Genomic DNA, 11,145 nt, shown 5'->3' with positions numbered 1-11,145 from the left:
TGCAGGCCAGCCGGGCGGCTAAGGGCGATGAAGACCCTCGGCAGGAACCTGGTCTGTGAGGTCTTCTGGATCAAGATCCCTTTCCCGCGGACGGGCCTCCAGCCGCGACTCCATCAGGCGCAGCAGGCGGTGGGTCTCCTCTGGGCTGAGGCCCTGGATGCGCATCTCCAAGGGGCTGTGGAACCAGAGGGTTTGCTGCGGAAACGGAATCCGGATCCCGGCTTGGTCGAAGGCATGCTTGAGGCGACGGCGATATTCCCGCGCCACCCGCCACTGCTGTAGGGGCTGCACTTTGATCCAGATGCGCAGGGTGATCCCCCGCTCCCCCAGGTCATCGACGCCGTGCATCTCGGGGGGCTCGAGGATTTTGTCCCGCCAAGCCGGCTCCCGGTACATCTGGAGCGCCACCTGCTCGGTGATGCGGATGGCCTGTTCCAGGTCGTTTTCGTAGGCGATCACGATCCCCAAATCCACCCGCGACCAGCCGTTGGAGAGGTTCTCCACCACCCGAATGGCGCTGTTGGGAATGGAGATCAGGCTGCCTTCGGTGTTGCGCAACTGGGTTAGCCGCAGATCCATATGTTCCACCAGGCCGCCCCGCCCATCCACCACGATCACATCTCCTTCGGCAAATTGGTCTTCCAGCAAAATCAACAGCCCGTTGATCACGTCTTTGATCAAATCCTGGGCAGCCAGGGAAATCCCCAGCCCGATGAAGCCCAGGCTGGCCACCAAAGGGCCGATATTCACCCCCACCGAGGCCAAGCCGACCAGGGATCCCAGCAAAACCAGCGCGGTGGCTGTCACTCCTTTGGAGACACCGGCAAAGGTGCTGAGGCGTTTGCTGAGGCGATAGGTGGGGGCATTTTGCCACTGCTCCTGGCGCAAGGCGGCGAAGAGGCCGTCCAGCAGCAGGCTGCTCAGCCAAACACTGCCATAAGTCGCCAGGCCCACCCCTGCCAAGCGCAGCAGAGGGCCGCGCAGCGAGACCAGGAGAAACGTTTGCAAGGGTCGTGTTTGGGGGAAAAGGCCCAAACTCACCCCAACGCCGCCCGTCCACAGGCCAACCTGCACCAGGCGCAGCAGACGAATGTGCAGCTCCAAATAGGATGCCTGCCGTTTGCGCCCTGCCTGTTGTTCGACCAAGACGGGATCCTCGCCCGGCTCCCCCTGGAGGCGCTCCTGCACCTCTGCTTGGATGGCCTGGTACTCCGCCTGCAGGGCATCGCGTTTTTGCTGCAGCCGTCGTCGTTCTCGTTGACAAAGCCGGCTCAGGCTTGCCGCTGCTGCCAGAATGGCGAGGGCTATCAGGGCTTGGCGGCGCAAAAACTGGGGCTGTCGCTCCCGCTGCCAGGTGCGCAGGGCCTCCTCGACAATGCCCGCCACCTGTTCGGCCCAATCCATCGGCTGGCTGCCCTGAAGCTGAGCATCCAGAGAGGTGATGGTCATCAAATGGCGTCCATTCACCCGGATCACCGGCTGATTGGTTTGGCTGTCGAGGACGACCTCCACCCGCAGTGTTTCCGGGTCAAGGCCCGACTGGGCCAACTGGCGCAGGGTTTGTTCGATGGAGCGGGCCCGCTGCGACACCGGCGGCACGCTGCCGGGATCCCCCTGCAGCGCGGCGACCAAAAACAGCCGCCGCCCATCCAGCGTCACGGCCTCCGTTTGGATGGAGGTGGTGGGCAGGCTGAGCGCCTGCCGCAGCTCTTCCAGGGCATCCAAGCGGTTGAGCAAAGGCAGGTTGGAGGCGGTGCCGTTGTTTTGAGAAGTTTCCTGACCCCATGCCGGCTCGATGGCCGGGGATAGGGCGAGGGAAGTGCCGAAAAAAAGGAGCGGCCAAAGCAGGGATCCCGCTGTTCCCCGCCTCGATCTACTTGAAGCTTGCAGATTGTGCGGCATGAGCCGATGCTAAAGTTCTTCCATCAATCTAAGAAGAAGAAAGCAATGCCGAGAATGGCATAGGTGGCCAAGAGCAACAGCCCCTCCAGCCAGTTGGAGCGCCCGTCGCTGCTGACGGAGTTGACCAGCAACACCGAGACGGCGATCGCCACCAGCTCCACCATGCCGAAGTTAAAGTTCATCGGCTGGCCCAGCAGGTCACCGGCCAGGACCAGCAGGGGCGCCACGAACAGGGCAATTTGCATCGTCGAGCCCAGAGATACTGAGAAGGAGAGATCCATCTTGTCTTTCATGGCCACCGTAATTGCCGTCGCATGTTCGGCCGCATTGCCGATGATCGGCAGCAAGATCACCCCCATAAACAGCGAGGTAATGTGCCAATGCTCCAGAGTGTGCTCCAAGGTGCTCACCAACAGTTCCGACTCCAGTGCCACCAACACCGTCAACCCCAAAAGGGCCAACACCCAAGGCCATAGCCCAGGCTGCTCGGGCGGGGCCGTCAACACTTGGGGAATGGAGCCCTCCGCCTGCAAAACCGGATTGGGGGCCAGGCGATTGGCCGCCTCATTCTCTGCGGCTGCGGCCTCGTGAAGAGCGTAGAGGTAACTGTGGGTTTTGAGGGAAAACAGCAAGGTGAGGCCGTAAACCCCGATCAGCACCAGAGCCACCGCCGTGGACAGCTCTTGGATGGAGAGCGCTCCCAAGTTGGCATCGGCATAGGTGACCACACTGGGCAAGATCAAGGCCACCACCGCCAGGTTCATCACCGAGGCATTCATGCGAGCCACTTCGGGCCGAAAGCTCTGCTCGCGAAACTTAATGCCGCCCAAAAACATGGCCAGCCCGGCCACCAGCAGCAGGTTGCTGATGATCGAGCCGGTGATCGAGGCTTTCACCACCTCCACCAGCCCCGCCCGCAGCGCCACCAAGCCGATGATCAATTCTGCCGCATTGCCAAAAGTGGCGTTGATCAACCCCCCTATGGTCGGCCCGGTCAAGGCGGCAATCTCCTCGGTGGCTTGACCCATAAACTTGGCCAAGGCCACCACCGCCAAGGCGGCACAGAGGAAGACCAGATTGGGATCCCAGCCTCGGAAGTGCCCCACCCAAGATAGAGGAACTCCCGCCAGCAGCAGGAACATCAGGCCGTTCAAACCTCTCTGCCAACCTGCTGCAGAGCGATCCGGAGAACCCAGAGAATTTGCATTAGCCAGAGTCATGGTTGCACAAAAAGGGAGCGCCAATAGATGCCGTTTGGGTTTTGGAGAGCAGTACCCCCACCGATGGGGCCATCTCCAAGAGTCTAACGGCTGCGAGGGGCAGTTGGATAGGTGCGTCTGGCTAGAGGGAGATAACCCGGTTGCGCTGCAACTGCCGGGCGATCTCGGCTCCCAATTGATCCGACAGGCGCTGCGGATCGGCAATTTTCAAAAAACTGCTGCCCTCCACCTCGAAAGGAAAGGATCCCTCGATGTCGTCGCGGGGCAGTTGTACCAGCAGCAATTGCTCGGGGCGCTTCGCTTGCAGGGCATAGCCCAACTCCAAACAGACCTGGGGACTGGGCAGAGGCCGTCCTCGGCCATTCACCTGCACCGGGGTGACATCGGCCACCACCAGCAGCGCGTGCTTGAGCTTGCGAATCAGGGCCGCGTCGATTAGAGGTGTCTCGCTTTCGCTGGGCAGGGATCCCTGCAGTTGCAGCGGAAGAACCGGTTGGTGATGGCGGTTAATGGTCTCCACCACCGCCTGCAACGCCTGGTGCAGCGTGGCGCTGGAGTCGGGGTAATCCGCTTGGCCACAAAAGTAGATGACCGGCTCCGTCATGTTCAGGGTGGCCCGCTTATTAAAGTAGATCTCGCGGCTGATCAAATCGAGGTTGGAGATGCTGTAGGCGCCGCTGCCCTCGATGTAAAACTCCACCAGCTCCCCTTCCAAGTAGCGCTGCCACCAGACAGAAGCCTTCACCTGCTCCACATCGTCGAGGAAATCGGCTCGCATCGCCGTTTTCAAGAGGCCGGTACGGCTTAGGCGCAGATCGGGAGCCCTCTGTTGAACTTGGGAGGCAGACAACACCGAATCCAAATACCAGGCTTTCAAAACGATGATCGCCATCGGATCCCTCTGCGCTTAGCCTCAAAGGTACCTGATTTTGGCCTGATTTTGGTCCGATCGCCGGGAGAACCGTTACCCTCGCAGCCGAGATACGAAGCCAAAACAGTGAGGCCTCGGGGTCAGCTCGGCTCCAGCTGCAGGGCCAGATCCAGCAGCCGGTGGGCCAGGGTGGCCTTGGTTGTCCAAGGCAGCCGTTCTGGGCTGCCCTGCCGCGGGATCCAGTAGCCTTGGTTGTGGCTGCTGCCAAAGCCGCTCTCCGGCTGGTCGATGGGATTGGCCACAATGGCGTCCAGCCCTTTCTGCTGCAGCTTCTCCTTGGCTGAGGGGAGGGGATCCCCGCTCTGGGCGGCAAAGCCGATAAGAAGCTGACCGGGACGTCGGTGGCGGGCCAGGGCTGCCACCAGGTCAGGGACAGGCTCCAAGGGCAGCATGGGGGGCAGATCGCCTTTTGGCAGTTTCCCCGCGTAAACCTGGGCGGGGCGCACATCCCCCACAGCGGCAGCCATCCACAAAAGATCCACCTGGGGAAACTCCGCCTGCAAAACCTGCTCCAGTTGGGCTGCCGTCTCCACCGGCATGGCCCGAATGGCGAAGGGTGCTGGATCAAAGGGGATCCCCAGCGGCCCATGCACCAGCGTGACTTCGGCCCCCCGACAGGCGGCTGCCACCGCCAGCGCCACCCCCATCCGCCCACTGGCAGGGTTGCCGATAAAGCGCACCGCGTCGATGGGCTCGCGGGTGCCTCCTGCCGTCACCAACACCCGCTTCCCTTGCCAGTCTTTTTTCCCCCCTGTCCAGAGCAGAGCCCGCACATACTCCTGCAGCGCCTCTGGCTCCAACATACGCCCTTCCCCCACCGCATCACAGGCCAGGCGGCCCCTGGCAGTGGGCAAGGCCCAGAAGCGGGGATCCCGTTGCAGCCGCTGCCAATTCTCGGCCACCGCTTCAGCCTTCCACATGTGGGTATTCATGGCCGGCGCCAGGGCCACCGGACAGTGGCAAGCCAAAACCACATTGGTGAGCAAATTGTCCGCCAGCCCCTGGGCCACCTTGCCCAAGGTGTTGGCCGAAAGCGGCGCAATCAGAAGAGCCTCGGCCCATTCCCCCAGCTCGATGTGCAGCGGCCGTCCCCGCGTGGCTTGCCAAAACTCGGCATCCGTGAAAGCTGGCTGGCGAGACACGGTGGCAAATGTCAGCGGGGAGATAAACTGTTCTGCAGCTTTCGTCAAAACCACCCTCACCTCTGCCCCCTGCTGGGCCAGAGCAGATACCAAAACCGCCGTTTTGTAGGCAGCAATCCCCCCGCTCACCCCAACCAGAAGACGCCGTCCCGACCAAAAGAGATCCATATCGAGTGACACTCAAACAGCCTTGTTTCCAGTTTCCCTGCTTTTGCTCAACTCCGGTGCCGCAGCGGGGATCCAGCGTCTAGAGACACTCAAAGACACTTTTATATGCCCTTGGCCCTGAGGGCCTGTCCCTTCCGCGAAAGTCTCCCCCACAGGTTCTGGCCTCTAGAGAAAATTCTCCACTACTGTTTTGCGCAATCACCCTTCAATCCCATTGCAGCCGCCGAACCTATTCTCTCTAATAGGAAGGTAAAGAGGAATTGGAGGAACCTCTATTGCAATCGCTGTTTGTTTCTGGCTACACTAACTGTTGTCCTTAAAACCACCTTGATATGGCTACAACCAGTAAACCAAAACCACTCACTGGCCAAGAGCTCCTCGACAAAGTAACTTCAATGGGAAATGCGGATCGCAAGGAAAAAGCTCGCGCCTGTGGCTATGTCACCTACACCAAGAATGGTCAGGAGCGAGTGAATCTGATGCAGTTTAACAATGCCCTGCTGAAGGCTGTTGGCGTGGATCTCGGTGCCAGTGACGAAAATGGATCTCGTGGCCGCGCTCCTACCTTCCGGGTTTCGGTTCATAAGAATGGCAATCTCCTAATTGGAGCTGCCTACACCAAGAAGATGGGCCTCAAGCCCGGAGATGAGTTCGAGATCAAGTTGGGCCACCACAACATCAAGCTGGAGCGCGTCAACTGATTGGCTGTCTCCCTGTACTGCTTCTCCCTGCTGGTGATCTCCTATCAGCTTGGGTGAAGCCCTCAATATGATTTTCAGCCTTTGGGAGCAGCAGCCTCTTCTTTTTGCTCCGGCGTTCATTGTTCGTCTACTCTACCAGACAAGGGATCCTCATGATCCGCTGGGGATCCCTGACGATCTGTATCTCATCAACGGCTGAAGCATGGATTAAGTTCGCTATTCTGACAACAGTAGAATTGGGTCTGCGGCAATGAACACTCCGACCGTACAGAATATCTTTCGCCACTGGGGACGGTGGCGAACTTGGGCGGGGCTGTTGTTGTTGGCAGCAATGTTCTTTATCAGCGGGTCTCATCCGTGGGTTTGGTCCCAGTCGAATGCGTCTTTACAGTGGGTCTCTTCTCAACCTGCCCCTGAACAGCAGGATGTTTTGATAGATGGAGTCATTCGGCTGCAATTCGATCGACCGCTGGATCCCAATCTACAACGGCTGGCGGTTCAGTTGGAGCCGCCGGCAGCGGTCATTTTCGACGTGCAGGGAGACGAGTTGTTGCTTAAGCCTCGAGATCCCTTGCGCTTCAGCACCGACTACACCCTTACGATTGCCCCCCAAGAGGGGCTGCCGCTGGAGCAGGCCATCCAACTGCGCTTTCGCACCGAGCCGCAGTTTACCTACGAGCGGGACATCAAACCGCTGCTGGAGGCCAGTTGTGTCGGCTGTCACCAGCCGGCGGGGCGACAGCGCACCCAGTTGCTGGATAGCTACGAGGCGGTTCTGGCCTACGTCAAGCCAGGGGATCCCAAGAGCGAGTTGATCGATCCCCGCTGGACGCGCCGCCACGCCACTATTCTCAACGCCAACAATCCCAACCGCTCTCAGGCCCGCGGCGGATCCCCGGAGATCGCCTACATCCAGGCCCGCGGGCTGCCCCTCTCCCGTCTGGGCTTTTGGACGCCGGAGGAGGTGGAGATCGTCCGCACCTGGATCGTGCAGGATGGCGCCCCCCGCACCAGCGCCCGTGCCCAGAACTAGTCTCACCGCCATGACCGCTTCCCAACCTTTGGCCACGGTGATTCAGGGATCCCTGAGTCGGGGCTTGGAAGCTCGCCTCAACCCCGGTGTTTCGGTAGAAGACCTGCGGGTGGGCAAGTTTGTGGTGATTCAAGGGGAGCGCCACCGCTTCTTCGGTCTGCTCACCGACGTTACGTTAGCAACCAGCAACCCCCAGATCCTGGTCAACCCCCCCCGCCCGGAAGAGACCCTGCTGCAGGAGGTGCTGGCAGGTACCGGCACCTACGGGGTTATCGCCCTCACGCCGATGCTGATGTTGGTGCCGCGGCAGACGGAAGGGGAAAGGCTGTACCCCCTCATTGATCCCAAGCGGCCAGAAGATGGCGGCCCAGCCCTTCCTGGTGCTGAGGCGATGGAGCTGTTGCCGGTGAAAACGGTGCCGGCCCATTTTTCCCAAGTGTACGAGGCGCGGGAGCTGGACTTTCGCACCGTCTTTGGCTGGGAAGAGGACCCAACTCGGCGCAACTTCGCCATCGGTCAGCCCTTGGACATGGCGGTGCCCATTTGCCTGGATTTGGATCGCTGGGTGGAGCGCAGCAACGGCATCTTCGGCAAGTCCGGTACCGGCAAATCCTTTCTGGCCCGCCTGCTCCTGGCGGGCATCATCCGCAAACGGGCGGCGGTGAACCTAATTTTTGATATGCACTCCGAGTACGGCTGGGAGGCGGCCAGCGAGGATAGGCAGGCCACCACTGTCAAGGGGCTGCGGCAGCTCTTCCCCGGCCAGGTACAAATCTATACCTTGGATCCCGATTCCACCCGGCGGCGAGGGGTGCGGGATGCCCGCGAACTGTTTATTGCCTACAACCAGATCGAGGTGGAAGATCTGGCCCTGTTGGCGGAGGAGCTCAACCTCTCGGAGGCCAGCCTGGAAAACGCCATTATCCTGCGCAACGAGTTTGGCCGCGACTGGATCAGCCGGCTCTTGAGCCTCTCCAACGCCGAGGTTCAAGAGTTTTGCGAACAGAAGATGGGCAACAAGGCCTCGATCCTGGCCCTGCAGCGCAAGCTCACCCGCCTCGACGACCTCAAGTACATCCGCAACAGCTTGCCCCACAACTACATCGGCGAGATCTTGGAGGCCCTCAGCCGCGGCATCCACGTGGTCATCGAGTTCGGATCCCAGTCCAACCTGCTCTCCTACATGTTGGCAGCCAACGTCATCACCCGCCGCATCCACCAGGCCTATGTGCAGCAGACAGAGCGGTACCTGCAGTCCAAAAATCCCCTCGACCGGCCCCGGCAACTGTGCATCACCATCGAGGAAGCGCACCGCTTTCTGGATCCGCGGGCGGCCAAGCAGACCATTTTCGGCACTATTGCCCGCGAGATGCGCAAGTACTTTGTCACGCTGCTGGTGGTGGATCAGCGCCCTTCCAGTATCGACAGCGAGGTGATGTCGCAGTTGGGCACCCGCATCACGGCCCTCCTCAACGACGACCAAGATATCGAGGCCGTGTTCACAGGGGTAGCCGGCAGCCAGAACTTGAAAACAGTGCTGGCCAAGCTGGATTCCAAACAGCAGGCCCTGATCCTCGGCCATGCCGTGCCCATGCCGGTGGTGGTGCAAACCCGCTCCTACGACCCCAGGTTCTACGCCGAGATCGCCGATCCCGACTGGTCCCAGGCCGCCGATGCGGAGGTGCTTTGGGCAGCTCAGAAGGCCAAGGAGGAACTGGGGCTGTAGGGAGGGCTTCCCCACAAGCCAGTCATCAGGCGCAGCAAAAAGCAGCGCAGGGGCGGAAAGGCCATCATCCCGCTCAGGATCCAGCGCCGCATGACCACCAGGGGCCAGTAGGAGTTGGAGAAGGTGCGGGTGAGTAGATCCGTGAAGAGCAGCACCAGCCAGTTTTCCCAACGGCGACGGCGACCGTAGCGGCGCAGGACTTTGACATCTCCCAGATCCTCGTGCCGTTGCCAAGCAGCCAACAGCACCTGGGCCAAGGCAGCGGCATCGCGGATGCCGAGGTTCAGCCCTTGGCCGGCCACCGGATGGCAGTGGTGAGCAGCATCTCCCACCAACGCCAAGCGGTGCTGATAGTAGCGGCGGCTCTGGCGCAGACGGGCCGGGAAGACTTGGGGCGGGTTCAGCAAGGTGAGGCAGCCGCCCTGGACGCCGTAGTAGCGCTGCATCTCGGCCAAGAAGTCGGCCTGAGAAAGGGCCAGCGTGGCTTTGGCCTGCTCGTGGGGCAGGATCCAGACCACCTGGCAGCGATTGCCGGGCAGGGGCAGGATGGCGAAGGGGCCAGCAGGCCAGAAGCGTTCGTAGGCGATGTTTTGGTGGTCTTGGGCAGGGGCCACCAGGGCGGTGATACACGACTGCCAGTAGTCCCAGCCGTCGCTAGGGATCCCTGCCCGCTGCCGCACGGGAGAGCGCAGGCCGTCGGCAGCCACCACCAGAGCGGCGGCCAGTCGGCGCCGGCCCTGTGTCATTTCCAGCTCTACCTCGGCGGCAACCTTCCCGTAGGTTACCCTCTCCACCCTGGCTTCGTAGTAGCAGGTGATCTTGGGATCGGCGGCTACTTGCTCCTGGAGCACCTGCTGCAGCCGAGCATGTTCGCCGCAGTAGAAAACCGCCGTTTCCCCCACATCCTCCGGCCTAAATGTCACCCGCTGGGGAGCGTTGGCGTCGGTCAGAATCACCTGGGCAAAGGGCGTGATGTGGGGAGCCAGCGCCTCCCACACCCCGATGGCCCGAAAGATGCGGATCGACAGCGGCGAAAGGGCATAGGCCAAGGGGCGCTGCCTGACTGCCTCAGCCGACTGGGCCTCGATGAGGGCCAAGCGCAGGCCGGAGCCCTGCAGGGCACAAGCTAGAGTCAGGCCCGCAATGCCGCCGCCGACGATGATCACGTCGTAGAGGGCGTCCAGGGTATCCGGAGGGGGAGCAAGGATCGTCATTGTCTCTTATTGGGTGCTGTGGCCAACTACTTCTGGGGAGGCGGAGTTTGCCGGCGTGGCGGCCCGCACCGCCCGGAACATGCCAAAGCGGCAGAGGCCGGTGCCGAAGGCCAGGCGCATGAGCAAGAAGGTGGGCACCTCCCGCAGCGACTTAATCAAGCCTACCAAGCCAAACTTCAGCAAGCCCTCGGGACGGACAATGCCCTGCCAGATGGAATCCAGCCAAGAAGGAAGGGTTTCTTGCGTCCAGTCGGCGGTTTCCACCTGCCCTTCCACCAGCCCGGTGGCTTGCAACTGTTCGGCAAACCCCTCGATGCTGGAAAAAGCGGGGTGCGACCACTGATCCAACAACTGCCGCATCACCAGCCGCTCCCAAAAGTTGAGGGGCTTTTGACGGTCGTCCCGCTGGTTCCAGTCCGCCACCACCAAGATGCCTCCCGGCTTGAGCACCCGCAGCATCTCGCTGGCGTAGCGGGCCTTGTCCGGCATGTGGGGCCCCGCTTCGATGGACCAGACCACATCAAAGCTGGCGTCGGGAAAGGGCAGGTTGAGGGCATCGGCCACCTGAAACCGGACGGGCAGATCGGGGGGGGTGAGCTCTTGGGCCCGCTGCACCTGCTGTGGGCTAATGGTGATGCCGGTTACGACAAAGCCGTAGTCGCGGGCCAAGATGCGACAACTACCGCCGATGCCGCAACCTACATCCAGCACCGTCGTCCCCGGCGGCAGCCGATCCAGCCCGCCCCAGCGCACCATCTCGTGGACAAAGTCGTGCTTGGCCTGGATGAAGTTCTTCCGCCGCGGCGGGGATCCGTAGTGGCCGAGGTGAATATGCTCGCCCCAGTAGAACTCCAGGATCCCGTCGCGGGTCCACTCGTCGTAAGACTTAGCCACGGATGCGGGAGACTCGTATTTGCGAGCAGTCAACAGGTAGGCTGCCAGACCCACGGCCAGCAGCAGAGCTATGCTCAAAGCCCAGAGGATTGGATTCATCGGATTATAGTCGTTTCAAACAAGATTAAGACACTTTGCCGCCGACCCAAGCGCTCCGGGCCTCTACCCTCACCCCCAACCCCTCTCCCAGAGGTGCCCAAGCGCTCCGCGCCGC

The 11,145-nt window shown here is 61.4% G+C and carries 9 protein-coding genes; 3 read left to right on the top strand and 6 right to left on the bottom strand.

Features of this window, described 5'->3' with window-relative positions:
* Positions 1-18: 18 nt before the first annotated feature.
* From NW844_RS03045 to coaBC, 4 genes are all read right to left on the bottom strand, one after another.
* A complete protein-coding gene (locus tag NW844_RS03045; RefSeq protein ID WP_414333362.1) occupies positions 19-1,902 on the bottom strand; it encodes a mechanosensitive ion channel family protein in 1,884 nt (627 codons plus the stop codon).
* A 23-nt stretch (positions 1,903-1,925) separates the two neighbouring features.
* Entirely contained in the window at positions 1,926-3,044 is a 1,119-nt protein-coding gene (gene cax, locus NW844_RS03040; RefSeq protein WP_414333372.1) for a calcium/proton exchanger, read from the bottom strand.
* A gap of 199 nt (positions 3,045-3,243) precedes the next feature.
* Positions 3,244-4,014, bottom strand: a complete 771-nt coding sequence (locus NW844_RS03035; protein ID WP_414333360.1) for a hypothetical protein — start codon at positions 4,012-4,014, stop codon at positions 3,244-3,246.
* A 119-nt stretch (positions 4,015-4,133) separates the two neighbouring features.
* Complete coding sequence (gene coaBC / locus NW844_RS03030) at positions 4,134-5,363, bottom strand: bifunctional phosphopantothenoylcysteine decarboxylase/phosphopantothenate--cysteine ligase CoaBC (protein ID WP_414333371.1); 1,230 nt, start codon at positions 5,361-5,363, stop codon at positions 4,134-4,136.
* Positions 5,364-5,695: 332 nt separating this feature from the next.
* On the opposite strand from coaBC, the gene NW844_RS03025 reads away from it, so the two are divergent.
* The 3 genes from NW844_RS03025 (at position 5,696) to NW844_RS03015 (ending at position 8,823) form a co-directional block, all read left to right on the top strand.
* Positions 5,696-6,064 (top strand): AbrB family transcriptional regulator, encoded by a 369-nt coding sequence (locus NW844_RS03025; protein WP_011432615.1) that lies wholly within the window; start codon positions 5,696-5,698, stop codon positions 6,062-6,064.
* 250 nt (positions 6,065-6,314) lie between these two features.
* Positions 6,315-7,097, top strand: a complete 783-nt coding sequence (locus NW844_RS03020) for an Ig-like domain-containing protein (protein WP_414333358.1) — start codon at positions 6,315-6,317, stop codon at positions 7,095-7,097.
* 10 nt (positions 7,098-7,107) lie between these two features.
* Positions 7,108-8,823 (top strand): helicase HerA domain-containing protein, encoded by a 1,716-nt coding sequence (locus NW844_RS03015; protein WP_414333356.1) that lies wholly within the window; start codon positions 7,108-7,110, stop codon positions 8,821-8,823.
* Here the strand turns inward: NW844_RS03015 and NW844_RS03010 are convergent.
* Both NW844_RS03010 and NW844_RS03005 read right to left on the bottom strand, forming a co-directional pair.
* Positions 8,793-10,037 (bottom strand): FAD-dependent hydroxylase, encoded by a 1,245-nt coding sequence (locus NW844_RS03010; RefSeq protein WP_414333354.1) that lies wholly within the window; start codon positions 10,035-10,037, stop codon positions 8,793-8,795. The two genes, NW844_RS03015 and NW844_RS03010, sit on opposite strands and share 31 nt — an antisense overlap.
* Positions 10,038-10,043: 6 nt before the next feature.
* Entirely contained in the window at positions 10,044-11,030 is a 987-nt protein-coding gene (locus NW844_RS03005) for a methyltransferase domain-containing protein (protein WP_414333352.1), read from the bottom strand.
* Positions 11,031-11,145: the final 115 nt, after the last annotated feature.

The sequence above is a fragment of the Synechococcus sp. H55.2 genome, from assembly GCF_047462495.1.
In the GTDB taxonomy this organism is placed as follows: Bacteria; Cyanobacteriota; Cyanobacteriia; order Thermostichales; family Thermostichaceae; genus Thermostichus.
Note: the sequence above shows the minus strand (reverse complement) of the source record. Positions and strands in the feature narration are given on the sequence as shown.

Bases quoted from the DNA above. Each gene is read 5' to 3' on its own strand.
- NW844_RS03045 (WP_414333362.1), bottom strand. From the start codon at position 1,902: ATGCCGCACAATCTGCAAGCTTCAAGTAGATCGAGGCGGGGAACAGCG.
- cax (WP_414333372.1), bottom strand. From the start codon at position 3,044: ATGTTCCTGCTGCTGGCGGGAGTTCCTCTATCTTGGGTGGGGCACTTC.
- NW844_RS03035 (WP_414333360.1), bottom strand. From the start codon at position 4,014: ATGGCGATCATCGTTTTGAAAGCCTGGTATTTGGATTCGGTGTTGTCT.
- coaBC (WP_414333371.1), bottom strand. From the start codon at position 5,363: ATGGATCTCTTTTGGTCGGGACGGCGTCTTCTGGTTGGGGTGAGCGGG.
- NW844_RS03025 (WP_011432615.1), top strand. From the start codon at position 5,696: ATGGCTACAACCAGTAAACCAAAACCACTCACTGGCCAAGAGCTCCTC.
- NW844_RS03020 (WP_414333358.1), top strand. From the start codon at position 6,315: ATGAACACTCCGACCGTACAGAATATCTTTCGCCACTGGGGACGGTGG.
- NW844_RS03015 (WP_414333356.1), top strand. From the start codon at position 7,108: ATGACCGCTTCCCAACCTTTGGCCACGGTGATTCAGGGATCCCTGAGT.
- NW844_RS03010 (WP_414333354.1), bottom strand. From the start codon at position 10,037: ATGACGATCCTTGCTCCCCCTCCGGATACCCTGGACGCCCTCTACGAC.
- NW844_RS03005 (WP_414333352.1), bottom strand. From the start codon at position 11,030: ATGAATCCAATCCTCTGGGCTTTGAGCATAGCTCTGCTGCTGGCCGTG.